The organism is Candidatus Sphingomonas colombiensis (genome assembly GCA_029202845.1).
Classification (GTDB): Bacteria; Pseudomonadota; Alphaproteobacteria; order Sphingomonadales; family Sphingomonadaceae; genus Sphingomonas; species Sphingomonas colombiensis.
The window spans coordinates 3,579,110-3,602,389 of sequence record CP119315.1; the positions used below are offsets into that span (position 1 = coordinate 3,579,110).

20 protein-coding genes, 1 tRNA gene and 2 pseudogenes are annotated in these 23,280 nt (G+C 64.1%); 8 read left to right on the top strand and 15 right to left on the bottom strand.

Annotated features, from left to right (window positions below; genetic code table 11):
• Positions 1-63: 63 nt before the first annotated feature.
• Positions 64-927 (top strand): annotated as a pseudogene (locus P0Y64_17485) (IS3 family transposase).
• Positions 928-963: 36 nt separating this feature from the next.
• On the opposite strand, the gene P0Y64_17490 reads toward P0Y64_17485, so the two are convergent.
• The 4 genes from P0Y64_17490 to P0Y64_17505 form a co-directional block, all read right to left on the bottom strand.
• Positions 964-1,143, bottom strand: a complete 180-nt coding sequence (locus tag P0Y64_17490) for a hypothetical protein (protein ID WEK43103.1) — start codon at positions 1,141-1,143, stop codon at positions 964-966.
• 284 nt (positions 1,144-1,427) lie between these two features.
• A tRNA-Glu gene (locus tag P0Y64_17495) sits at positions 1,428-1,502 on the bottom strand.
• 62 nt (positions 1,503-1,564) lie between these two features.
• On the bottom strand, positions 1,565-3,322 hold the full coding sequence (recJ, locus tag P0Y64_17500) for a single-stranded-DNA-specific exonuclease RecJ (protein WEK43104.1): 1,758 nt from the start codon (positions 3,320-3,322) through the stop codon (positions 1,565-1,567).
• A gap of 82 nt (positions 3,323-3,404) precedes the next feature.
• On the bottom strand, positions 3,405-3,728 hold the full coding sequence (locus tag P0Y64_17505) for a UrcA family protein (protein WEK43105.1): 324 nt from the start codon (positions 3,726-3,728) through the stop codon (positions 3,405-3,407).
• Positions 3,729-3,854: 126 nt separating this feature from the next.
• Here P0Y64_17505 and P0Y64_17510 point away from each other — a divergent pair, with 126 nt between their 5' ends.
• Complete coding sequence (locus tag P0Y64_17510) at positions 3,855-4,736, top strand: LysR family transcriptional regulator (protein WEK43106.1); 882 nt, start codon at positions 3,855-3,857, stop codon at positions 4,734-4,736.
• 15 nt (positions 4,737-4,751) lie between these two features.
• Here P0Y64_17510 and P0Y64_17515 read toward each other — a convergent pair whose 3' ends face one another.
• From P0Y64_17515 to P0Y64_17545, 7 genes are all read right to left on the bottom strand, one after another.
• Positions 4,752-5,435: a 2OG-Fe(II) oxygenase gene (locus tag P0Y64_17515; protein WEK43107.1), complete on the bottom strand. Its 684-nt coding sequence runs from the start codon at positions 5,433-5,435 to the stop codon at positions 4,752-4,754.
• A gap of 71 nt (positions 5,436-5,506) precedes the next feature.
• Positions 5,507-6,484, bottom strand: coding sequence for an RcnB family protein (locus P0Y64_17520; protein ID WEK43108.1), 978 nt, complete (start codon positions 6,482-6,484; stop codon positions 5,507-5,509).
• A 107-nt stretch (positions 6,485-6,591) separates the two neighbouring features.
• The gene (locus tag P0Y64_17525) at positions 6,592-7,602 is read right to left on the bottom strand and encodes a glycosyltransferase family 2 protein (protein WEK43109.1); all 1,011 of its coding nucleotides are present in this window, start codon (positions 7,600-7,602) and stop codon (positions 6,592-6,594) included.
• Between the two features lie 103 nt (positions 7,603-7,705).
• Positions 7,706-9,508 carry a DUF885 family protein gene (locus tag P0Y64_17530; protein ID WEK43110.1) on the bottom strand — a complete coding sequence of 601 codons (1,803 nt, stop codon included), beginning with the start codon at positions 9,506-9,508 and terminating at the stop codon, positions 7,706-7,708.
• A 94-nt stretch (positions 9,509-9,602) separates the two neighbouring features.
• Positions 9,603-11,198 (bottom strand): peptidase S10, encoded by a 1,596-nt coding sequence (locus P0Y64_17535; GenBank protein WEK45106.1) that lies wholly within the window; start codon positions 11,196-11,198, stop codon positions 9,603-9,605.
• 243 nt (positions 11,199-11,441) lie between these two features.
• Positions 11,442-13,547, bottom strand: a complete 2,106-nt coding sequence (locus tag P0Y64_17540) for a bifunctional (p)ppGpp synthetase/guanosine-3',5'-bis(diphosphate) 3'-pyrophosphohydrolase (protein WEK45107.1) — start codon at positions 13,545-13,547, stop codon at positions 11,442-11,444.
• A gap of 100 nt (positions 13,548-13,647) precedes the next feature.
• Positions 13,648-14,010, bottom strand: coding sequence for a hypothetical protein (locus P0Y64_17545; protein WEK43111.1), 363 nt, complete (start codon positions 14,008-14,010; stop codon positions 13,648-13,650).
• 191 nt (positions 14,011-14,201) lie between these two features.
• Here P0Y64_17545 and P0Y64_17550 point away from each other — a divergent pair, with 191 nt between their 5' ends.
• Positions 14,202-14,621, top strand: a complete 420-nt coding sequence (locus P0Y64_17550) for a helix-turn-helix domain-containing protein (GenBank protein ID WEK45108.1) — start codon at positions 14,202-14,204, stop codon at positions 14,619-14,621.
• A 60-nt stretch (positions 14,622-14,681) separates the two neighbouring features.
• Here the strand turns inward: P0Y64_17550 and P0Y64_17555 are convergent, their stop codons facing one another.
• Both P0Y64_17555 and P0Y64_17560 read right to left on the bottom strand, forming a co-directional pair.
• Positions 14,682-15,638 carry a 2-oxoglutarate and iron-dependent oxygenase domain-containing protein gene (locus tag P0Y64_17555; protein WEK43112.1) on the bottom strand — a complete coding sequence of 319 codons (957 nt, stop codon included), beginning with the start codon at positions 15,636-15,638 and terminating at the stop codon, positions 14,682-14,684.
• Positions 15,631-15,903 carry a hypothetical protein gene (locus P0Y64_17560; GenBank protein ID WEK43113.1) on the bottom strand — a complete coding sequence of 91 codons (273 nt, stop codon included), beginning with the start codon at positions 15,901-15,903 and terminating at the stop codon, positions 15,631-15,633. The genes P0Y64_17555 and P0Y64_17560 overlap by 8 nt, the downstream gene beginning before the upstream one ends.
• Positions 15,904-16,091: 188 nt before the next feature.
• Between P0Y64_17560 and P0Y64_17565 the strand changes: the two genes are divergently transcribed.
• The 4 genes and pseudogenes from P0Y64_17565 to P0Y64_17580 all read left to right on the top strand — a co-directional run bounded on the left by P0Y64_17565 (position 16,092) and on the right by P0Y64_17580 (position 18,642).
• A complete protein-coding gene (locus tag P0Y64_17565) occupies positions 16,092-16,580 on the top strand; it encodes a hypothetical protein (GenBank protein ID WEK43114.1) in 489 nt (162 codons plus the stop codon).
• Positions 16,581-16,698: 118 nt separating this feature from the next.
• Entirely contained in the window at positions 16,699-17,928 is a 1,230-nt protein-coding gene (locus tag P0Y64_17570) for a multidrug effflux MFS transporter (GenBank protein WEK43115.1), read from the top strand.
• Between the two features lie 70 nt (positions 17,929-17,998).
• Positions 17,999-18,181 (top strand): annotated as a pseudogene (locus tag P0Y64_17575) (DNA primase).
• Between the two features lie 122 nt (positions 18,182-18,303).
• Positions 18,304-18,642 (top strand): DMT family protein, encoded by a 339-nt coding sequence (locus P0Y64_17580; protein WEK43116.1) that lies wholly within the window; start codon positions 18,304-18,306, stop codon positions 18,640-18,642.
• A gap of 7 nt (positions 18,643-18,649) precedes the next feature.
• Here P0Y64_17580 and P0Y64_17585 read toward each other — a convergent pair whose 3' ends face one another.
• The gene (locus P0Y64_17585; GenBank protein ID WEK43117.1) at positions 18,650-19,936 is read right to left on the bottom strand and encodes a homoserine dehydrogenase; all 1,287 of its coding nucleotides are present in this window, start codon (positions 19,934-19,936) and stop codon (positions 18,650-18,652) included.
• Between the two features lie 102 nt (positions 19,937-20,038).
• Between P0Y64_17585 and P0Y64_17590 the strand changes: the two genes are divergently transcribed.
• Positions 20,039-22,015 carry an oligopeptide transporter, OPT family gene (locus tag P0Y64_17590; GenBank protein WEK43118.1) on the top strand — a complete coding sequence of 659 codons (1,977 nt, stop codon included), beginning with the start codon at positions 20,039-20,041 and terminating at the stop codon, positions 22,013-22,015.
• Here P0Y64_17590 and P0Y64_17595 read toward each other — a convergent pair.
• Positions 21,990-23,270: a glycoside hydrolase family 130 protein gene (locus tag P0Y64_17595; GenBank protein WEK43119.1), complete on the bottom strand. Its 1,281-nt coding sequence runs from the start codon at positions 23,268-23,270 to the stop codon at positions 21,990-21,992. The genes P0Y64_17590 and P0Y64_17595 overlap by 26 nt on opposite strands.
• Positions 23,271-23,280 lie beyond the last annotated feature (10 nt).

A 23,280-nucleotide genomic window follows, 5' to 3' on the forward strand; every position in this document is an offset into this window, starting at 1 on the left:
ATCGGGAAACTGAACCGCGCCGGGTTTGCCGGAGGCTCCAACTCCTGAGAAGGAGGAGCCTGTATGAGCAAGACGACGAACAAGTTTGCGCCGGAAGTCCGCGAGCGTGCGGTACGGATGGTTTTCGACCACGAGCGAGATCATCCGTCGCGATGGGCGGCGGTGGTGTCGATCGCGGAGAAGATTGGCTGCGTGTTTGCCGAGAACTTTGCGGTGTACGGTGTGCGCAAGGTTTGGAGGAAAATGATGCGGGAGGGCTTTTCAGTTGCCCGTTGTACCGTCGCCCGGCTGATGCGCAGACATGGGCCTGCAAGGGGTGATCCGGGGTAAACCGGTACGCACGACCATCAGCGACAAGGCGGCACCATGCCCGCTCGATCACGTCAACCGCCAGTTCTACGCTCCAGCGCCGAACATGCTGTGGGTGTCGGATTTCACCTATGTCGCCACCTGGGCAGGGTTCGTCTACGTCGCCTTCGTCATCGACACCTACGCCAGGCGCATCGTCGGCTGGCGTGTCAGCAAGACGGCGCATGCCAGCTTCGTGCTGGATGCGTTAGAACAGGCGCTTCACGATCGCCGGCCGGTTCATCGTGGCGGCCTGGTTCACCATAGCGACCGCGGATCCCAATATGTGTCCATCAAGTATACCGAACGTCTCGCCGGAGCCAGGATCGAGCCGTCGGTCGGCAGCGTCGGAGACAGTTACGACAATGCTTTGGCCGAGACGATCAATGGCCTTTACAAAGCCGAGGTGATCCATCGCCGGGACCGTGGCGATCCCTCGAGGCAGTGGAATATGCGACCCTCAAATGGGTCGATTGGTTCAACCATCGCCGGCTGCTGGAGCCCATCGGCAACATCCCGCCTGCCGAAGCCGAACATCAATATGATGCTGCCGCGGACAACTTCGATATGGCAGCGTGACTCACAACCCAATGCCTCCGGCAGACCCGGCGCGGTTCAGACCACTTCGAGGCCGAATTCTCGTCGAAACCGGATAGTATGATCCTGGCCGCAGGAAGTGCGGACGCTTATCGAAAGCAGCATCAGAAGCCCAACCATGACATTATCCAGCTCGCCGTTACGGCTCACCATGGTGTCCAAGGCTGCATCGACAATCGCTTCGGCTTCCGCGACCACCTGCTACGCGAGTCGATCGTCGAGGCGTTTGACCTCCGCCTTATAGAGAGCGGTCCATTCGGCAGCGGCCACTTGGCAGTCGGTTGTTTCAAGCGAATGTTGCCACGAGGTCTTGCCAACCGTTCCGCGATGGCGTGCAGGCACGTCCCTCCGAAAATACTCAAATCTTGACTTCGCCTTGCGACGCGAATGCGTCATGCGTGGCCCCATTTCGTACCACCGGGCAGTGACCGAAGCGCGTATTTCATGCGCCTTCAGCACATCCCCGCCGCCTATGGCGGGGATGGTGACCCCTACGGGAATCGAACCCGTGTTTCAGCCGTGAAAGGGCCGCGTCCTAACCGCTAGACGAAGGGGCCGTTGGGCGAGAGGGCGGTTAGGCGAGGTAAGCCGCGCGGTCAAGGCAACAATCGATCAAAAATCAACCAGCCCATGCCGCATCGTCGAGATGAAGCTCCGCCGCAGGGCGTTGTCCCCATGTATCCACCTTCGCGCGACCGGCGAGCCACAGCCGGCGATGCGTATCGGCTCCGAGCAAGGCCTGACCCAGCGGCGTATCGGCTGCGCGGAACGCCATCGCCTTGAAACTGCGCCCATCATCTCCCGCAACGATCGCACGGACATGCCCGTTGCCGACGATATCGACGCGTACCGGGCGCACCCGCCCGATCGCGACGCGCGGAGAAGGCCATCCCATGCCATACGGACCGCCGGCCTCCAGCGCGGCAACCAGTTCGGGTGTGACGCCGCCGGGGGCATGGACGGAATCGACCAACAGCGCGCGATCCGCCGAAGCGACCGCGACCTTTTCCGCCAGCCGTTCCTCGATGAATTCGGCGAACGCCGGCACTTTCGCCGCATCGATCGTCAGCCCGGCCGCCATCGCGTGGCCGCCGCCCGCGACGAGCAACCCGGCTTCCTTCGCCGCCAGCACCGCCTGCCCAAGATCGACCCCCGTGATCGAGCGTCCAGATCCCTTGCCTACCCCTGCCTCGTCGAGCGCGATGACGATGGCCGGCCGGCCAAGCTTTTCCTTCAGGCGGCCCGCGACGATGCCGATCACGCCGGGATGCCAGCCCTCGCCGGAAACCACCGTCACCGCGCGATCGCTGGCGAGCAGCGATTCGGCCGCGTCCTGCACCGCCATCTCGATCGCGCGACGTTCCTCGTTGAGGCGATCGAGTTCGGCCGCGATCTCGCGCGCCTCGATCGGATCGCGCGTGGTGAGCAGCCGCACGCCAAGGTCAGCGCGACCAACCCGGCCACCCGCGTTGATGCGCGGGCCAAGCGCAAACCCGAGATCGGTCGCGGTCGGCGCGCGAGTGAGGCGCGAAGCCTCCATCAGCGCGGAAAGGCCGATATTCTGCCGCGCGGCCATCACCTTCAAACCTTGCGCGACAAACGCACGATTGAGCCCACGAAGCTGCGCCACATCGGCCACGGTGCCGAGCGCGACGATATCGAGCAGGTCCATCAGGCGCGGCTCGGCGCGGTTCGCGAACCAGCCACGCCCGCGCAATTCCCGCAGCAGCGCAGCGCCGAGCAGAAAGGCCACGCCGACCGCCGCCAGATGCCCGTGCGCGCGCCCTTCCCCTTCATCCAGACGATTCGGATTGACCAATGCCAGGGCCACCGGCAGCGCGCTCGCGCATTGATGGTGATCGACCACGATCACGTCGACGGGGACGGCATGCGCCGCCGCCAGCGCGTCAAACGCCTGCGCGCCGCAATCGACGGTGACGATCAGCGTCGCCCCCTCCCCCGCCAGACGCACCAGCGCCGGGCCGGACGGGCCATAACCTTCCATGAGGCGATCGGGGATATAGGGCCGCGCTTCGAGCCCAAGCTCGCGCAGCAGCAGGATCATCAACGCGGCGGAAGTGGCGCCATCGACGTCATAATCGCCGAAAATGGCAACCTGTTCGCGCGCCTCGATCGCATCGGCGAGGCGCACGGCGGCGCGATCCATATCGCGGAAGATCGACGGGTCGGGCATGAAACCACGGATCGTGGGATTGCGATACAATTCCAGCGCATCGCGCGGACAACCGCGAGCCAGCAGGAGCTGGGTGACAAGATCGTCGGGGACAAAATCCTCGCGCTGATCGGCCGCGAGGGAGCGCCAGCGCCATGGCTGGCCAAGGATCGAGCGTTCAACGCCAAGAACAGGAGCCGTCATCGCTCCCTATTGGCACGTTTCACCGCCATTGCGACAGCCCGGGCGGCGCGGTCGTGCGCCTCCGGGCTGTCTTGCACCGCCATCAACGCACGGTCGCGCTGGCGAGCTGGGTCTGCTGACTTGCAGCGATCAGCGCGCCGCGTTGGGCACTCGCCACCGCCATTGTCTCGGCGCGGCAGCGGGTGACATTGATCTGGCCACCGGGATCGGCGCTGGAGGCCGTGCCGCACACGTCGATCACGGCATGGGTGATGCGATGATCGAGCCGCCGCACATCCTGCGCGTTGGTGAGATTGAGGTCGGCGTGACGCACCGCGATCGATGGCGCCGGATCGACGCTCTGGGCAAAAGCCGGCGCGCCAGTGAGGGCCGCGGCAAACGCCGCGAGCGTGAGGATGGATTTCATGATCTGTCTCCGGGGTGGAAGTCGTTCGCGTCGGCGCCGGCGCAACACCCATATAGTACCGCTATACCCCAAACGACGAACAACGATGTTGCCGACTCATTCTGCAAAAGCGCAGAAAGGGGGGCGATGTACGACTGGGGCGATATCCGGCATTTTCTGGCGGTGGCCGAAACCGGCAGCACGCTTGCTGCCGGCCGCGCGCTGCGCGTCAGCCAGACGACCGCCGCGCGCCGCGTCGCAGCACTTGAGGAGGCGCTGGGCCTGATCCTGTTCGAGCGGCGGCAGAGCGGCTATTCGCTCACCCCCGCCGGCGAAACATTGCTCACCCACGCCCGCGCCGCCGAGGACACGATGCGCCGGGTTGCGGACGAGGCGGCGCTATTGCGCCGGACGGCGGAGGGCGTGGTTCGACTCACCATGTCGCCGATCTTCGCCTTCACCTTCATGGCGCCGATCGTCCGCGATCTGCGCACGGAGCATCCCGAAATCCGCATCGAGATCGATACGAGCGAGGATGTGCGCGATCTCGCCGGTGGGGAGGCGGATATCGCGTTGCGCGTCAGCAAGAGCCCGACTGGTGCCGGCCTGATCTGTCGCCGCCTCACCGACGATCCGTGGACGGTCTATTGCAGCCGATCCTATGCCGAACAGCATGGTGTGCCGCGTCGCATTCCCGAACTGGCGCGCTCGCCGTTCATCGGCGGTGGCGAGCCGGGCGTATGGGCGCAATATCTGGAATGGCTGACCGAACACGGGCTGGAAGGTCAGGTGGTGATGCATCACAATTCGTCGACCGGCCTGCTCGCGGCGGTACGCGCCGGGATGGGGCTCGCGGTGCTGCCGTGCCTGGCCGCGGATAGTGATCCGGATTTGATACGCTGCCTGCCGCCGCTAGAGGGCGTCGCGCTCAGCCTGTGGCTCGCCTATCACGAGCGCTTCCGCCACGAACCGCGCATCCGCGCCGTGCTGGATTTTCTCGCCGCTCGTATCCCGCGATATATCGGCTGACACGCGGGAACGCGATCAGGCGGGCTTCACCCACGCGCCTTCGCGAAACCATTTGGTGACGATATATTTGACGCCTTCGGTCACCGCCGATCCCTCGTGCAACGTGGCGTCGTTCGGCGTGCCATCGGCGTTCAGGTTGTTCCACGCCAGCAGCAGGCCGCGCTTCGGCGCGACCCGCAAGCCCGCCTGAGGAAACCAGGTGGCCCCGCCTTCTTCCACATCGTTCAGATAGATCATCGCGGTCCAGGTGCGATGGCCGCCGGTCGCCTGCATCGCCGGCCAATAGCTTTCGCCCTCGTTGAAATAATCGTGATGCGGGCGAAAATGCTGCCCGACGGCATAGCGCTGGCCCTGAAGCGTTTCCCCATTTTCGGGCGCGATGCCCAATAGCGCCGCCACCCCCTCGTCGATCGCTCGTATCTCCGGCGACCAGCGATCGAGATCGCAGCTTTCGCTGGTCCGATATTCCGAATTACCGCTGTTGGATAACAGGGTGGACGGGCGGCGGTTCGCGTCGATCAGCTTAATCAACCGCGCACACTGCTTCGCGTCGAGATAGTTGCGGCAGCGATATGCGACCGCCAGTTCGCTCGGCAATCGCTCTATTCGAGGGTTGGCGTCGAGCCGTGCCTGCACCTGTTCGCCGATGAAGCGGCGCACCGGGGAAGGCTGCGCGGAAGATCCGGGATTCCTCGTCATATTCAGGCCACTTTGCGCGGCCCGCCTCGAATGACAAGCGGGCGCCGTTCAAAAACGGCGCCCGACGTGTCTTACCAGAAGATGTCGTTGATCACGTCGACCACCTGGCCGGAATAGATGTCGACCAGCAGGGCATCGTTATAATAACGCACCCAGCGATACGGGCCGTACACTTCCGGCAGGCGATAGCTCCACGGATCGTCGATCCAGTAATTCTGCGCGAACAATATGTTCGACAGGGTCATGCCGATCGAAAAGCGGCGATAGCCGTAGCTCCAGCCATAGGGCGCGTAATAGCGCGGCAGATGGAAGGCCTGACGGTTCTGGTAGCGGTAGCCGCTCCAGTTATAGCGCGTGTCACGACGCCAATCCCGGTTCCACTGGCCGCGATTGTCGCGGGCGTAGCGATCGCCGCCATTGTAGCGCGGATCGTTCCAACCCCGACGCGGATCGCGGTTATACTGGCCGCGATCCTGCCAGTTCGGCCCGCGATCGCCATTCGGCCGCGCCTGCTGCGAACCGCCAGGACGCCCCGGCTCACGCCATTGTCCGTGTGACTGATCTCGGCCGGCCCAGTTGCCGCCCTGCGACGCATCGGGGCGCTGCCAGCCACCAGGCTGCCCGTCTGGCTGGCGTTGCGGCCGCTGGGCCTGCTCGCGATCACCGCCATTCCATTGCGAACGCTCCTGCGCCTGACCGCGATCACCACCATTCCATTGCGGACGCCCCTGCGCCTGACCGCGATCGCCACCATTCCACTGCGGACGCTGTTGCGCCTGACCGCGATCGCCACCGTTCCATTGCGGACGCCCTTGCGCCTGACCGCGATCGCCACCGTTCCATTGCGGGCGCTGTTGCGCCTGACCGCGATCGCCGCCGTTCGATTGTGGGCGCTGCTGGGCTTGCGGCGCTTGAGCCTGATGCTGCGGGCGTTCGCCGCGATCACCATTGCCGCGATAATCGCCGCGCTGCGCGTTATCCTGAGCGGATGCCGAAAGCGGCAGCAGCGAGGCCGCGGCCATCAGCGTTACCGAAATCAACTTTTTCATTCCCGGTCACTCCACCGCCGGCGCACGAGCCGGCCCTGATAATGATGCCGGTTTGGCCGAGTCGTGGCGAATGTGTGCTGAACCGGTCTGTAAGCCTAATGAAAGAATCAGGCTTGAGCGGAGGCTGGCTGCTCGATCTCGCGGTGCTGATCGGCGAGGTAGCCCAGCGACGCGCGCGCACGCACCGGGCCCGCGATATCCGCCACCAGATACAGCGGCCGTCGCTTCGATTCGATATAGAGCCGCCCGAGATATTCGCCGATCATGCCCAGCACGAACATCTGCACCGCGCTCAGCACCGTCACCACCAGCATGGTCGAGGTCCAGCCCTGCACCGGGCTGCCTTCGAAGTAACCCCAGGCGATATAAACCAGCAGCAGCAGCGACGCCCCCGCCAGCGCGACCGAGGCATGGCTGGCGAAACGCAACGGTGCGGTGGAAAAGCCGGTCACCGCGTCGAACGCGAGCCGCAGCATCTTCGACAGCGGATAGTTCGTCTCGCCCGCGTGGCGCTCTGCGCGATCATAGGGGAATGGCACCTGCCGGAACCCGATCCACGCCACCATCCCGCGAATGAACCGCGCCTGCTCCGGCAGCGACAGGAACGCATCGAGCGCGCGACGCGTCATCAGCCGGAAATCGCCGGTGTCGAGCGGGATCGGCGTATCCGTCACGCGATCGAGCACACGATAGAAGATCGACGCGGTCGCCTTCTTGAACAGCGTTTCTCCCTCGCGACGGCGGCGAACGGCATAGACCACATCCGCTTCCTCGCGCGCCATCGTTTCGCGCATCTCGCCCAGCAATTCGGGCGGATCCTGCAAATCGGCGTCGAGGATCAGGATCTGCTCGCCACCGCACAGGTCCAGCCCAGCCGTCAGCGCGAGCTGATGGCCGTGGTTACGCGACAGGTTGATCGCCACGACGCGCGAGTCCGCCGCCGACAGCTGCTGCATGATCGCCCAGCTATTATCGCGCGAGCCGTCGTTGACGAGCACGATCTCATGATCGTCGCCCACCACGGATCGCACGGCGGCGGATACGCGCTCGTGGAGCAGCGGCAATGTCGCCGCTTCATTGTAACAGGGAATGACGACGGAAAGCTGGGGACGGTGCATGGCGGCGCCCCTTATCGGCTAGCCGGGCGGAAATCACCAGATTGTTCGCGCGAGCCGCGGGAAGGCGCGCCGCAGTGCAGAGCCACCTTCCCGCTTTGCCGCATCACGCGCCGGCGCGGGCGCGTTCTTCCACCATTCGTTCCAAAATGGTCAGCGGCATGGCGCCGGCGTGCAGGATATCGTGGAAATCCTTTTCGTTGAATTTCGCGCCCTGAATCGCCTTGGCCTTTTCGCGCGCGCGCACCCAGGCGGCATGACCGACCTTGTAGCTGCAAGCCTGCCCCGGCTGTGTGCAATAACGTTCGATCTCTCGCTGCGAGCGCGGCCGCGCGAAACCAACGGTCTGCACCATATAATCGGTCGCCTTTTCGCGGTTCCACCGCTTGGTGTGGATGCCCGTGTCGATCACCAGCCGCGCGGCGCGGAAGAGATAGCTTTGCAGGAAGCCCGCGCGCTCCAGCGGCGTGACATAGCCGCCCACTTCGTCCGCCAGACTTTCGGCATAAAGCGCCCAGCCTTCGGAATAAGCGTTGAAGAAGGAGAGCTTGCGCAGCAATGGCGTTTTCGCCTGCTGCGCGACGGTGAGTTGCAGGTGATGCCCCGGCACGCCTTCGTGATAGGTCAGGCTCGGCAGCGAATATTTCGGCCAGTCGCCGACGCTCTTGAGGTTGATCCAGTAAATCGCTGGGCGCGAACCATCGAGCGCGGCGAGATAATAATAGCCGTTCGACGCGCCATCCTGAATCTCCACCGGTACACGGCGAATCTCGAGCGGCGCGTTGGGCGGATTGTTGACGAGGCGGCCAAGCTTTGCCGTCATCGCGGCGTTGCCTGCGTTCAAATCGCTGATCAATTGCGCGCGACCGGCGTCGGTATCGGGATAAAGCTGCTCGGGGCGGACGTTGAGCGCGTTGAGCCGGTCCGCGACCGAGCCCTGCGTCAGCCCATTCGCCTTCAGGATCGTTTCCAGCTCCGCGGTGATCGACGCGACCTGCTCCAGCCCCATGCGATGAACCTCGTCGGGGGTGAAATTGGTGGTGGTCGATTCGGCCAGCGCCGCGGCGTAGATTTCATCGCCCTTCGGCACTGCCCACAACCCGTCATCGGTCCGCCCCTTGGCGCGCAACGCCTTGATGAGCGTGATCTGTCGATCGAGCGCGGGATAGATCTGCTTATCGACGATCGCGCTGGCCTTCGCCTGCCAGTCGCCAGCGATATTCGCTTTGGCCGCACGCGAGACGAGCGATTCGGTCAGCCCGCTCTTCCCCGGCGCGGGATCACGCAGCTTGGCCATCTGCCCCAGCGTGAGATCGAGCGACCAGCCCGGCGCGACATAGCCACGCGCCGCCTCCGATTTCTGGTGTGCGGTGTCGTTGTCGAGCGCGGTCGCCATTGCGGCGAGGCGATCGAGATAGGCCGAGCAATCCTCCGCATTGGTGATGGTGTGGGAGGAGTTCAGGAAATCGGGCGTCTCGAAATAGACACCGCCCTGCTGGAAGATCGGATACGGGCGCTGCACCGAATCCAGGCCGAATTTGTCCATCGGGATCGCACGCGCGTTGAGCGAATAAAGCACCACCTCGCGATCGAGCCGGGAGCCGGGCGAAAGCGTTTCGGGCGCCACGGCGACAATGTCGCGGATCGCCTTATGGAGGGTCAGTTGCCCCTTGATACGTCCGGCGGCGGAATTGTCCTCCAGCTTGTGCTTCAGCGCGGCATTCGCGCCCTTGTCCATGCCGAGCACGGTGGCGAGCGACGGCATTTCGCGGAGCGTGTCCGCCATGATCCGATCGAATGTGGCGTTAAGCTTCGCGTCACCCGAGGCGACCTGCGCGCGCAATGCGCCCGGCATCAGCGCGAGCGCGGATGCTGCGGAAGACGAAGTGAGAAATGTACGACGATCCATCTGTTGCCCCTTTTTGTTCTGGGAGATGGATCATCGTAACGCGGCGCACAGGTGTGGCAATAGCATAATACACCCGTGCGCCATCTTCAGTCGATCAGTTGCCGCTGGCCGAACCGGCAAGCGCGCTGTCGTACCAATTGACCAGATCACGCCGCATCGCGTGCAGCGCTTCCGGGTTCAAATAGGTCATGTGCCCGGCCGGGTAGTAAGTGAACGACAGGTTCTTCGCCTGCGCCGGCTCCAGCATCATATGCCCAAGGTCATATTCGGTGCCGAAGAATGGCGTCGCCATATCGTACCAGCCGTTCATCGACAGCACCTTGAGATACGGATTGTCGCGCATCGCGAAAGCGAGATCGACCGCCGTATTCGGGTTGTTTTGCTGCGCAGCAAAGCCGCCGCCCGGCGCCTTGTGCTTCCAGTTCCAATCAAAGCCGGCCGCATCGCGCGCCGACAGGCGATATTGCATGTCGGTCTTATAACCGAGCGTGTTGCTCAGATAGTCGTGGAACGTCCCGATGAACGCGCCCGCGATCGCATCGGAGGACGCATCGGAGTCCGGGCGGTCGCCCGCGGCATCGGCGTCGACGCCGAGGTAGCGGGAATCGAACCGACCGATCCGCTTGCGGCTGTCACGCAGCAATTCCTTCTGGAAGCGCGGCAGGTCGATGCGCAGATTGGCGCGCTTGATGAATTCCGGGGACAGCCCGATGAGCTGGCTCAGCTGGTTCGCCACCTGATCCCGCTCCGCATCGGAGATCGACTGGCCCTTGGCCAGCGCCGAGGCATAGGGCCCAACCGCGAAGGCACGCGCCTGCTCGACGATCGTTGCGACGTCCGCCGGGCGATTCTGGATGCGGTTGTGATACCAGGCGGTCGCGGCGAAGCTGGGCAGATAGTTCAGATAGACCTGATCCAGCCCCGGCTGCCGATAGCCGTAATTCATGATCGAGGAGAGCAGCACCACGCCGTTCAGCGCCATGCCGCGATCCTGGAGCTGATAGGCCAGCGCGCCTGAACGCGTGGTGCCATAGCTTTCGCCGAAGATGAACTTCGGGCTGTTCCAGCGCCCGTTCTTGCTGACATAGCGGATGATCGCGCGGGCGAAGGCATCCACGTCCTCATCGACGCCGTAGAAATGGCTCGGCTTGGTATCGCCCAGCGCGCGCGAATAGCCGGCGCCCATCGCGTCGAGGAACACCATGTCGGTCTTGTCGAGCAAAGTATCCGGGTTCGGGCCGAAATCGAACGGTGCCGGGCGGATGAACTCGGGGTTGCCGGTACGCAGCCGCACCGGCGCGAACGATCCCATGTGCAGCCAGAAGGTCGGGCTGCCGGGGCCGCCGTTGTAGAAGAAGGTGATCGGCCGCTTGGTGCCCGGCTTCGTGCCGTCCAGCGTATAGGCCGTGTAGAACATCGATCCGGTCGGCTTGCCTTCGGTATCGCGGATCGTCAGCGTGCCGGCGGTGGCGGTGTAGGCAAGCGTCCGCCCGGCGACCGCGACATTGCCCTTCGAACGCTCTTCACGCTCCTGCACCGGCGCGTTGGCGTAGGCGGATTCCACGTCCTGCTTCGCCAGTTCGGCGTGGGAGAGCGGCGCCCCCTTCCCGGCCTTGTCGGCAGGCTTGTTGTCCTGCGCGGCGACCGCGACAGAGGATGTGGCAAGAAGAATAGCGATGGCACGTACCAGCAAGGCAGAGCCCCCCTTTTGTTTAGTGATGGGCGTTTATTCGCCCAGCCTCAGAGGGATCGCAAGACATTGCGTGCCGGCACGGCGATTGCGTCGGGGCGTGTGGGGATCGGCGCATGGCGGGCTGCAAAAAGCGCGGTTCTGCGCTTTCAATGCTCACATACTGAAAGGGCCGGTGTTCGAAATCCACCCTTTGGCGTCGCCCCGAACCGAATCCCGACACATCCGAAGCCGGCGCCCGGTTCAGGCCCGTTCGGCGCCCGCCACCGCGTCGACCGCGCGTAACCCCGCCAGCAGTCGCATCAATTGATGCGCGTCATGCACCTCCACGTCGATCGTGTTGGTGTGAATGCCGGTATCGCGGCTGTCGAGCCGCAGATTGATGATGTTCGCCTTGTGCTGGCCGATGATCGTGGCGATCACGCCCAGCGCGCCGGGCTCGTTGCGCACTTCCACGGTGATGCGCGCCACCGCGCCCTGCGTTTTGGTGCCCCACTGGACGTCGATCCAGTCGGTTTCCTCATCAGTCCGCTGTGCCAGTTCGCCCAGCGTGCAGCAATCGATCGTATGGACCTCGATCGAGGCATCGGGCCGCCGCAATCCCACGATGCGATCGCCCGGCACCGGGTGACAGCAAGTGGCGAGTTCATAGGCGACGCCCGGCGCGAGTCCTTCGATCGAAATGGCGGAAGATTGCGGCGGCGCATGCGCCACATCGGCGCCGGCGGACCCCGGCATCAGCGCCTCCATCACCTGCGCATCCGTCAGGGTGCGACGCGCGATCGCGGTCATCAGCTGGGTTTCGTCGGAGAGCTTGAGCCGCTTCACGCCTTCATCGAGCGCGTCGGCCGCCAGCGGGGCCGGCAGGCGCGAGATGATATCGTCGTAAAGCTTACGCCCCAGCGCGACGGTCTGTTCTCGCTCCACCAGCCGCAGGTGACGGCGGATCGCCGCCAGCGCCTTGCCGGTGATCGCGAAATTGAGCCAGTTCGGTTGCGGCGTCTGCGCCTTGGAACGCAGCACCTGCACCTGATCGCCGTTGTGGATTTCGGTGCGCAGCGGCACGACGCGCCCGTTGATCTTCGCGCCCACCGCCTGATCGCCCAGATCGGTGTGAACCGCATAGGCGAAATCGATCGGCGTCGCGCCCTTGGGCAATTGGATCAATTCGCCCTTCGGCGTGAAAGCGAAGATGCGATCCTGATACATCGCCATCCGCGTGTGTTCGAGCAGTTCCTCCGGCGTTGCCGCGGTGTCGAGAATCTCCACCAGATCGGCGATCCAGTTTTGCTGGGTCTCCGGGCGGACATGCATATCCTGCTTATATGCCCAGTGCGCGGCGAGGCCGAATTCCGCCTCCGCGTGCATTTCCTCGGTACGTATCTGGATTTCGACGCGCTGGTTTTCCGCGTGCATCACCGTGGTGTGCAGCGAACGATAGCCGTTGCGCTTGGGCGTCGAGATATAGTCCTTGAACCGCCCCGGCACCGCCGGCCAGCGGCGATGGATATGGCCGAGCGCGGCATAACAATCCTCAACCGCCGGCACGATCGCGCGAAACGCCATGATGTCGGAAAGCTGCTCGAAGCTGATGTGGCGTTCCTGCATCTTGCGCCAGATCGAATAGGGATGCTTCTCGCGCCCCGAAATCTCGGCCTGGATGCCATGACGCGACAGCAGCGCCTTTAGCCCGGAACCGATCTTCGCGATTCGATCCCCGCCGCCGGATTTCAGTTGCTCCAGCCGCCGCGTGATCGATTCATATGCTTCCGGCTCGAGCTGCTGGAAGGCGAGCGTCTGCATCTCCTTCATGAACTCGTACATGCCGATCCGCTCGGCGAGCGGGGCATAGATATCCATCGTCTCCTTCGCGATACGCCGGCGTTTTTCCGGCTTCGCGATGTGATGGAGCGTGCGCATGTTGTGCAGGCGATCGGCCAGCTTCACCAGCAGCACACGGATATCGCCCGACATGGCGAGCAGGAATTTGCGCAGGTTTTCCGCGGCGCGCTCGTTCTCGGTCTGCGCCTCGATCTTGGAAAGTTTGGTTACACCATCAACCAGCCGCGCAACATTATCCCCGAACAATTGCTGGATCTGTTCTGGCGTGGCGACCGTATCCTCGACCGTATCGTGCAGGATCGCGGTGGCGATCGTCTCGTCGTCGAGGTTCAATTCGGTCAGGATGCCGGCCACCTCGATCGGGTGGCTGAAATAGGGGTCGCCGGATGCGCGCTTCTGGGTGCCATGGGCGTTGACCGAAAAGACATAGGCGCGGTTAAGCAGCGCCTCATCGGCATCCGGGTCGTACGCAAGAACCCGATCGATCAACTCATACTGTCTTAGCACAGCGGCACGATGGCGCTTTCCCCTATTGCTTTGCAACAAAAATGGTCCTCCCACCGCAGTTAGCGGTGGAAGGACCACATATTATCGTTCGGAAAATCGCTTAGTTTGCTGGCGCCGGATTCGGCCCGGCATTGGCGACGGCGACCTTGCCGCCCTTCGCCTTGCTGTTGCATTCGCCGAGCGCGGCATCGTCAAACGTCTTGCCCTCAACGGCGAAAGCCGAAAGCGCGCCGACGGTGCGGGCCATCATCTGGCATGCCACCATTTCGCGCATCGGGGCCTTGCCGGTGACGTAAACGCCATCGCGCAGGTTCCACGGTGTGTCGCGGGTCATCACAACGTCTTTCGTCGCGGCAGCGACGGGGGTGGCGGCAAAATAGCCACCGGCGGTTTGCGCCGAAGCACCGGCCGCACCGAGCAGCGCGGCAGAAGTGAGAGCGGCGGCGATCATCGAGCGAATCATCTTGTTGCCTCGCAAAATAAGTTGCGAGCAGCTACTTACTTGTTGCAAGTGCGAGTTGCAAGTGGCAACTGATAATTTAGTTCGGTGATGCATCCTGCTCGGTTAGGATGCGCGTTACAGCAAGGAGCGTACAATTGGAGAAATTGCGCGAAACCCTGACGGAGTGCAGCCTCCCCGCTGCATTGGAAACGATGGGCGAGCGGTGGGCGTTTCTCATTTTGCGCGCGGCTTTCAACGGCTTACACCATTTCGAGGAATTCCAGTCGGAACTGGGCATCGCGCGTAACATTCTCGCCAACCGGCTGGCGCGCTTCGTTGAGCACGGCATCATGGAACGGGAGTCGTTGCCTGAGGACCGGCGAAAAATTCAATATTGCCTTACCGAAAAGGGACATGCCCTCCTGCCGACCATGGTTGCACTGCGACAATGGGGCGAGCGGTGGGAGACTGGCGTGCCGGCCTTTCCGATCCTCGTCGATTCGCGTGACAACCGCCCGATCCAGCCGATCGCCGTGCTCAGTCACGATGGTCGGGTGCTGAGCAAGGGCGATCTGCACTGGGCGTTGCCGGGCGACGTGGCCAACGCGCCCGTCGCGGACGCAGCGGAATAAAGCGGCGCATCGGCGGGCAGGCACCGGGGCCGGCGATGTGCCGCCCCGATGCCTCCGCAATCACTTCTTGATCAGGCCGATCTCTACCAGCCGCTGATGCAGATAATCGTGCGCGGTGATCGGCGCCGGATAGCGGTTGGCATTGTCCGGCGTGATGCAGCCGGGCAGCGTTTCGATCAGGAAATCGGGCGCCGGATGCAGGAAGAACGGCATCGAATAGCGCGAATGGCCGCGCCGCTCGGGCGGCGGATTGACGACGCGGTGCGTGGTCGATGGCAGAACGTGATTGGTCAGGCGTTGCAGCATATCCCCGACGTTGACGACCATCGCCCCCGCCGGCGGCTTGATCGCGAGCCAGCGCCCCGAATCCCGATCGAGCAATTCCAGCCCAGCCTCCTCGGCACCGAGCAGCAGGGTGATCAGGTTGATATCCTCGTGCGCGCCGGCACGAACGCCCTCGGCATCGATCGGAATCGGCGGATAATGCAGCAAACGCAGCACGCTATTGCCATCGGTGACAGCGGGATCGAACCAGTCGGGCGCCAGCTTCAGATGGCGCGCGATCGCTGAGAGCAGCCGATCACCCGCCCGATCGAACGCGGTGAACAATTCGAGGAAGGTATCGCGGAACCCTTCCGGGCGCGACGGCCAGATATTGGGTGTCATCTCACCCGAGAAGCGGTGCCCGGCCGGCAATTCGCGGCCGACATGCCAAAATTCCTTCAGATCGACGTGCTTGGCGTCTTTGGCGATCTCGGTCTTGAACGGCGTGTAACCGCGGGCCCCGCCACCGCCGGGCACGAAATACGCGCGCTTCTCGGCATCCGGCAGCGCGAACAGCGCCTCCGTCTCCTGCCAGGCGCGGTCGATCAGCTCGTGGGGGATTCCGTGATCGGCGACGATCGCGAAGCCGAAGCGTTCAAACGATCCACCGAGCGCGGCGGCAAAGGCAATCGGATCGGTAGCCTGATCGTTCAGGCTGAGCGTCGGCACCTGGGCCAGCGGCGTATCAAGCATTTATCGGGTCCGTAAATTGGAAACGATCCACATACCGCCTTGCCCGCCACGCCGCCAGCGCCGCGATCGTAGAAAACGCATCGGCCGGGCGGCCCGAATGATGAGAACCTACGGTGTTCGTTGCGGCGCCATACGGGCGGCCCTCGCCGCTATCGCGGGGCCACGATAGCTTGTCTCCATGTGGACGTTCTTTTTCTGTAATTTCGCCGCCGTTGCCGCCGCAATCTACTGCATAACCAAAGCTGTGACCGTCCTTCGCCGCCATCGGCACGCTTGGGGAGTTGTTGGCCTCGTCAGCGCGGGAGTATTCCTGCTGACGCCCATACAAACCCATGCCGGTAAGGTCGATCTACCCGCCGTTCGGCAGTGACGATTTTCGCGCCGGCATTTGCCGTTAGCCTATGCCGCACTCTTTCCCGTAAGCAGCTTTTCGACCTTACGGCGGAGGCATAGGTGACTATCGACGCTAACCTTGCAGCTTCGGTCAGGGCGGCAGGCGATGTGATGCGGCCTGCACGTGATCCATGGTGGATAATTTCGAGTGCGGCAGTCGCCTTACATGGGGCTGATGCCGGACAGGTCGGTGATGTAGACGTGCTGCTAAGCGTCAACGATGCGGAGCACCTTCTTCCACGTCTTGGGTTGAAACTTGAGCGCGGCTCGGATCATCCGGACTTTCGATCAAGCATCTTCGGGAATTGGACGGAGCCTCCGCTCCACATCGAGTTCATGGCCGGCTTCTGCTATCGCTCCGGAACCGACTGGCTACCAGTCCTGCCTGAGACGCGGGAAGCAATTAAGCTCGGCGAAGCGACTGTGTTTGTGCCAAGTAGAGGAGAGTTGCTCGAAATACTGCACAGTTTCGGCAGGCCGAAAGACATGGAGCGTGCTGCCCGGCTCCTGGCGCTGGGTTCGTCCGTTTCCCAACACCATATTCCTTGAAGCTTCCGGTCGGCTCCCCACCGATCCCCGCCCTTCATAGCCACGCTCGTCCGCGAACGCCCCCTCGCAACACGCGAAGGGGGTGACTTCGCGCTCCCCCATCGGTAACGCCGCGCGCATGGCAACATCGGCACCCCAGGACACGCCGCGCGGCGCGCCGATACCGTTCGGCGAGTTCGTGGCGCTTGTCGCCTCGTTGATGGCGATGGCGGCGCTGGGCATCGATACGATGCTGCCCGCGCTGCCCGATATCGGGCAATCGCTCCATGTCGCCAATCCGAACCATCGCCAGTTCGTCATCACCATCTTCGGCGCCGGCTTCGGCATCGGCCAGTTGTTCCACGGCCCGCTGGTCGATCGCTTCGGGCGGCGACGGATGCTGATCGGCTCGCTCGCCGCTTATGCCGCGATGAATGTGCTGGCGGCGATCTCCGCGAGCTTCCCGCTGCTGCTCGCGGCGCGGCTCGTCGGTGGCATGGCGGTGGCCGGATCGCGCGTCGCAATGGTGGCGATGGTGCGCGATTGTTATGCCGGGCGAGCGATGGCGCAGATCATGTCGCTGGCCTTCATGGTATTCATGGCGGTGCCGATCGTTGCGCCGGGCTTTGGCTCGCTCATCCTGCTGTTCGGCTCATGGCGCACGATGTTCTGGATCGTCACCGGGCTGACGATCGCGGCGATGCTGTGGGTCATGATCCGCATGCCCGAAACGATGCTGCCCGAGGACCGGCGGGAGATACGCATCCCCGCGATCCTCGCCGGATGGCGCACGACCGTCTCGGACCGTTATTCGCTTGGCTATACGCTCGCCGCCACCGGGCTGACCGCCGCCCTTTACGGCTATCTCGGCTCGATCGAGCAGATCATGGCCGATGCTTTTGGCCGTCCCAAGCTGCTGATGGTGATCTTCGCCACCAGCGCGGGGATGATGATGGTGGCGAACCTGCTGAACGTGCGGCTGGTGATGCGGCTCGGCACACGGCGGATCAGCCACACCGCGATCTGCGTGATGATCGCGATCACCGCGCTTCATCTGACGATCGCGGCGACCGGGCATGAGACAGTATTGGTTTTCGCCACGCTTCAGGCGATCACCCTGGCGAGCTTTGCGCTGGCAAGTTCGAACTTCTCCGCGATGGCGATGGAGAAGATGGGGCATATCGCCGGCACCGCATCGAGCGTGCAGGGTTTTATCAGCCTTACGTTCGGCTCGCTGATCGGCACGCTGATCGGTCAGGCGTTCAATGGGACGACGATGCCGCTGACCGTTGGCTTCCTGATCGCGGGGCTGTTCGCGCTGGCCGCCGTGGCGATCACCGAGCGCGGGCGACTGTTCCACCCACTCTAAGCGTCATCCCATCGCCTTGGCCGGAACCGCACGCCTCGATGCGGGTTGAAAAGCGTGAGAGGAGAAGGGCATGGGCGGCCATCAGGTGCCGGGCCAGGGTTCTGGCGACGACGGCTATGACGCGGACGGATATGACGAAAGCCAGCGCGCGGAAATCATCGAAGTAACGCGCGAAGGGCCGAGCGACGGGACGATCATCACCGATCTCACCCCCGATCTGGATCTGGATCTCGATGCGGACGATGACAATCTGCGCCCCGCTGGCGAGGGGCGCTGAGAGGGTCAGGCCGTTGCGCGCAAGCGCCGGCGGTGTATCGCTCCCGCGATCGGGGAAGCGCGGCAATTTGCGCCGGCGACCGCTGGCTGGGGGCATCAATGCCGACGATTGCGCTACTGATCCTCTCCAACTGCTTCATGACCATCGCCTGGTATTGGCACCTGAAGGGCGGGATGGCGAAACCGCTGCTGGTGGTGATCCTGATCAGCTGGGGGATCGCGCTCGCCGAATATTGCCTCGCGGTGCCCGCCAACCGCCTCGGTTATGCCAGCGGCTGGAGCGGCGGACAGCTCAAGGTGGCGCAAGAGGTAATCACGCTAGTCGTATTCGGCGTGTTCGCGGTGACCGTGCTGGGTGAGCAGCTCAGTTGGCGCCACGCGGGCGCGTTCGCCTGCCTGATGGGGGCCGTCGTTTTCATGTTCGCCGGACGGCCCTGATCATTATCTAGCCGAGGATCGGCATCCACATCGGCTCGCCCACGAGACTTTGCGAGCCACGCAACCGCTCAAGCGCGGCGGCGATGGCGGATTCGGATACTTCATGCGTGACGATGGCGACCAGCGCGCTGCCATCGGGATTGGCGCCGCGCTGGATCAGGCTTTCGATCGAAACGCCGGCATCGCGCATTGCCGCCGCGATCTCCGCCAGCACGCCAACGCGATCGGCAACCATGAAGCGCAGATAGGCGCGGCCGCTTCGCGCGCCCGTGTCGGCGGCGGGTGCGTCTGTCAGCGCAGTTACCGGCATCGCAAACGGCGGTCCGGATTCGCCGCGCGCGATATCGATCAGGTCCGCGATCACCGCGCTCGCGGTCGGCCCGTCGCCCGCCCCCGCGCCCTGGAACAGCAGGCGGCCGACGAAATTGCCCTCCGCCACCACCGCGTTGGTCGAGCCCGTGACATGCGCGAGCGGATGATCCTGCGGCACGAGCTGCGGCTGGACGCGCTGGAACAGACCACCCGCGCCCAGCTCCGCCTGACCGATCAGGCGGATGCGATAGCCGAGCGCCGCCGCTTCCGCGATGTCGCCCGCGATCAGCTGGCGGATGCCGCGGATCGTCACGTCGTCGAACGCGGGGCGCGTGCCGAAAGCGAGGCTGGCGAGGATCGACAGCTTGTGCGCCGCATCCACACCGTCAATGTCGAAGCTGGGATCGGCCTCGGCATAGCCAAGCGCCTGCGCCTCGGCGAGCACCTCGCCGAAATCGCGGCCTTCGGCTTCCATCTTCGAAAGGATGAAGTTGCAGGTGCCGTTGAGGATGCCCTGCACGCGCGCGATCTCGTTCGCTGCGGCGCCTTCGCGCAGCCCCTTGATCACCGGAATGCCCCCGGCCACCGCCGCCTCGAACTTCAGCGGCACACCGCCCTTCTCCGCCGCTTCGGCCAGTTCCATCCCGTGATGCGCCAGCATCGCCTTGTTCGCGGTGACGAATGCCTTGCCCTTGCCCAGTGTCGCGCGCGCCAGCGCCAGCGCGGGGCCATCCGCACCGCCGACCAGCTCCACCACCACGTCCGCATCGGCATCGGCAAGCGCCACCGTATCATCGACCCAGCTGAAGCCCGAGATATCGACGCCGCGATCCTTGGTGCGATCGCGCGCGGAAACAGCGACCACCTCTATCGGACGGCCGGCGCGGCGCTCAATCAGCGCGCGATTGACTTCCAGCACGCGGATCACGCCCGATCCAACCGTACCCAGCCCCGCCAACGCCACGCGCAACGCTTCCGCCATGTCGATTCCCTATCCAGTGTCGCGGGCGCTCTTGGGCCACGAAGCGGGCCGGGACAAGTAGGGCGGCTTCCCCATCCCGCGCGCCGCCGCTAGATACCACCGATGACCACCCCTTCCGATGGGCAGCGCGCGGGCGTTGCCGAACTGACCATCCGCGGCATTCTGCTCGGCGGGATCATCACGTTGCTGTTCACCGCGGCTAACGTGTATCTGGGGCTGAAGGTGGGGCTGACCTTCGCCACATCGATCCCGGCGGCGGTAATCTCGATGGCGGTGCTGCGCGCCTTTCCGGACAGCTCGATCCTGGAAAACAACATCGTCCAGACGATCGCGAGCGCGGCGGGCACGCTGGCGGCGATCATCTTCGTGCTGCCCGGGCTGGTGATCGTCGGCTGGTGGCACGGCTTCCCGTTCATCACCACCGCCGCGATCACCGCGACCGGCGGCATTCTTGGCGTGATGTTCTCCGTCCCCCTGCGCCGCGCGCTGGTGGTCGACACCGACCTTCCCTATCCCGAAGGCCGCGCCGCCGCCGAAGTGCTGGAAGTGGGCGAAAGCGCGCGAGATGGTGGAGCGGAAAGCGCCAGGGGGCTGAAGGTGCTGATCTGGGGCAGCCTGGCCTCGGCTGGTTTCGCATTGCTCACCCAGATGAAACTGGCGACAGCGGAAGCGGCGCGCTGGTTTCGCGTCGGTGCAGGCGCGACCGGCGTTTCCGGCGGTCTCTCCTTCGCATTGCTGGGCGTGGGGCATCTCGTCGGCCTGTCGGTCGGCATGGCGCAGCTTGTCGGCATGGCGACCGGATGGTGGGTGCTGCTGCCATTCCTCACCGCGAATAGCAGCATCGGCGGAAGCGCTGAGGAACTGGCCAATACGGTATTCCGCGCGGACGTGCGCTTCTTCGGCGCGGGCGTGATCGGCGTCGCGGCGGTGTGGACGCTGGTGAAGATCGCGCGGCCGGTTGTCGGCGGCGTGGCCTCCGCGCTGGCGGCAAGCCGCGCACGGCAGAGCGGCCAGACGCTTGCGCTGACCGAGCGAGACCTGCCGATCGGCATCGTCGCGCTGGTTTCGCTCGTCATGCTGGTGCCGATCGCGATCCTGTTGTGGAGCGTGATCGCGGGCGGCCCGCTCGCGGCCTCGGGTGTGCTGCTGATCGCGGGCGCGCTGGTGTTCGTGCTGGTGATCGGGCTGCTGATCGCGGCGGTGTGCGGATATATGGCCGGGCTGATCGGGGCATCGAACTCGCCGGTTTCCGCGATTGGCATCCTCTCGATCCTCGCCGCCTCGCTGCTGCTGGTTGCGTTGTTCGGGCGGAACTCTCCCCCCGACACCGCACAGGCGCTGATCGCTTACGCGCTGATCGTAACCGGCATCGTGTTCGGCGTGGCGACGATCTCGAATGACAATTTGCAGGATCTGAAAACGGGCCAGCTCGTCGGTGCGACGCCGTGGAAGCAGCAGGTCGCGCTGATGATCGGCGTGTGCTTCGGCGCGTTGGTGGTGCCGGTGGTGCTCGATCTGCTCAATACCGCCTTCGGCTTCGCCGGCGCGCCGGGCGCCGGGCCGCAGGCGCTTGCCGCGCCACAGGCCGGGCTAATCTCCGCGCTGGCGAAGGGCGTGCTGGGCGGCGATCTCAACTGGCCCATGCTGCGCTGGGGCGCGCTGGCGGGCGTCGCGTTCGTCGCGCTCGATGAGGTGCTTGGCCGGCTGAAGCTGCTGCGCCTGCCGCCACTCGCGATCGGCATCGGCATTTATCTGCCCATGGCGGTGATCTTGCCGGTGACGATCGGGTCGGTGCTCGGCTGGTTTTACGATCGCTGGGCGGATCGGAAGACCGACGCGGAGGGCGCGAAACGCTTGGGCGTGCTTCTCGCCACCGGGATGATCGTCGGCGAAAGCCTGTTCGGCGTCGTCTTTGCCGGGATCGTTGCGGCGACCAATAAGGATTCGCCACTTGCGATGGTCAGCGACGGCTTCGCGCCGATCGCGCTGATCGGCGGAACCGCGCTGTTCGTGGCGCTGGTCTGGCTGCTTTATCGCAAGACGCGCTCGCTCGTTACATCGCCGCGAGCAAATCCTTGATCTCGACAAACGCGAAGCCCACCGAGCTATCGGCGATGCCATAAGGCATGAATAACTTGTCGCCGAGCTTCATCGCGCCACAGGTATAGACCACGTTCGGCACGTAGCCTTCGCGATCCTGATCAGCGGCGGCGAGGAGCGGCTGCTGCATCCGGCCGAGCACTTTCGAGGGATCGCGTTTGTCGAGCAGCGCGGCGCCGATCGAATATTTGCGCATCGCGCCGACGCCGTGGGTAAGCAGCAACCAGCCCTCGTCCAGCTCGATCGGCGCACCGCAATTACCGATCTGGACGAACTCCCACGGCTGCTCCGGCTTCAGAATCAGTTCGCCGTCATCCCAGTGGGTCAGGTCGTCGGTCTTTAGCAGATAGAGGTTTTCTCCATCCTGCCGACCAATCGCCAGATAGTTGCCCTCCACCTTGCGAGGGAACAACGCAATGCCCTTGTTGCGTGCGGCGGTACCGGTCATCGGCACCAGATCGAAGGCACGGAAATCCCTCGTCCGCAACAACTCCGACTGGATGGTCGAGCCGTTATAGGCGGTATAGGTGCCTAGCCATTCGGCTTCACCGTCGTCATGCCGGAATTTGACGAGGCGCAGATCCTCCAGCCCTTTCGATTGTGCCTCGGTAATCGGGAAGATCACCGTGCCCGAAAGCGTCGAGTCGCGATCGCGATAGACCGTAACCGGGCCGGTCGGCGCTTCCTCCTCATTCACCCCGATGGCGTCGGCGACGGTCGCAAAGGGCGGTTCGGGCGCGAACTTCAGCTGCCGGTCGGCGGTGATGATCCCCTCGCGGAAGGCAACCGAGGAGATATGCCCCTCCCCCACCGCGCGCAGCGACATCACGATGCGCAACGATCCGCGCGGCATCCCGGTCTGATCGGAATGCGGCACTACGCTGGGGTTCATCAGCGCGGCTGCGGCATAGCTGTATTCGAGGCAGAAATAAGCGCCGATCAACTGACGCTTCACATCGCTGATCGTGCTGCCGTCCAGCCCATGTTGCGCGGCGATCCGATCATAACGCGTCATGAACACGCGCCGTGTCTGCCAATGCCGTGCCTCGAAATCCTTGAGCACGGTTTCGAGCTGCGTGCTCGCCTCCGTCTCGGTCATCTCCAGCACTTCGCTGATCAGGCGCTGTGAGCGACTGACCCCCGATCCATTCGACTGCCAGCCGAGATGGAACGGCCGCACCACGACTCGTGATGGATCAGCGTGCAGCCGCAATCGGTGGTTGAATATTTCCAAGACCCGCCTC

What these genes read in the sequence shown, in the direction of transcription:
- recJ (WEK43104.1), bottom strand. Translation starts at nt 3,322, where the DNA reads ATGACGGCTCCTGTTCTTGGCGTTGAACGCTCGATCCTTGGCCAGCCA.
- P0Y64_17505 (WEK43105.1), bottom strand. Translation starts at nt 3,728, where the DNA reads ATGAAATCCATCCTCACGCTCGCGGCGTTTGCCGCGGCCCTCACTGGC.
- P0Y64_17510 (WEK43106.1), top strand. Translation starts at nt 3,855, where the DNA reads ATGTACGACTGGGGCGATATCCGGCATTTTCTGGCGGTGGCCGAAACC.
- P0Y64_17515 (WEK43107.1), bottom strand. Translation starts at nt 5,435, where the DNA reads ATGACGAGGAATCCCGGATCTTCCGCGCAGCCTTCCCCGGTGCGCCGC.
- P0Y64_17520 (WEK43108.1), bottom strand. Translation starts at nt 6,484, where the DNA reads ATGAAAAAGTTGATTTCGGTAACGCTGATGGCCGCGGCCTCGCTGCTG.
- P0Y64_17525 (WEK43109.1), bottom strand. Translation starts at nt 7,602, where the DNA reads ATGCACCGTCCCCAGCTTTCCGTCGTCATTCCCTGTTACAATGAAGCG.
- P0Y64_17530 (WEK43110.1), bottom strand. Translation starts at nt 9,508, where the DNA reads ATGGATCGTCGTACATTTCTCACTTCGTCTTCCGCAGCATCCGCGCTC.
- P0Y64_17545 (WEK43111.1), bottom strand. Translation starts at nt 14,010, where the DNA reads ATGATTCGCTCGATGATCGCCGCCGCTCTCACTTCTGCCGCGCTGCTC.
- P0Y64_17550 (WEK45108.1), top strand. Translation starts at nt 14,202, where the DNA reads ATGGGCGAGCGGTGGGCGTTTCTCATTTTGCGCGCGGCTTTCAACGGC.
- P0Y64_17555 (WEK43112.1), bottom strand. Translation starts at nt 15,638, where the DNA reads ATGCTTGATACGCCGCTGGCCCAGGTGCCGACGCTCAGCCTGAACGAT.
- P0Y64_17560 (WEK43113.1), bottom strand. Translation starts at nt 15,903, where the DNA reads ATGGCGGCGAAGGACGGTCACAGCTTTGGTTATGCAGTAGATTGCGGC.
- P0Y64_17570 (WEK43115.1), top strand. Translation starts at nt 16,699, where the DNA reads ATGGCAACATCGGCACCCCAGGACACGCCGCGCGGCGCGCCGATACCG.
- P0Y64_17580 (WEK43116.1), top strand. Translation starts at nt 18,304, where the DNA reads ATGCCGACGATTGCGCTACTGATCCTCTCCAACTGCTTCATGACCATC.
- P0Y64_17585 (WEK43117.1), bottom strand. Translation starts at nt 19,936, where the DNA reads ATGGCGGAAGCGTTGCGCGTGGCGTTGGCGGGGCTGGGTACGGTTGGA.
- P0Y64_17590 (WEK43118.1), top strand. Translation starts at nt 20,039, where the DNA reads ATGACCACCCCTTCCGATGGGCAGCGCGCGGGCGTTGCCGAACTGACC.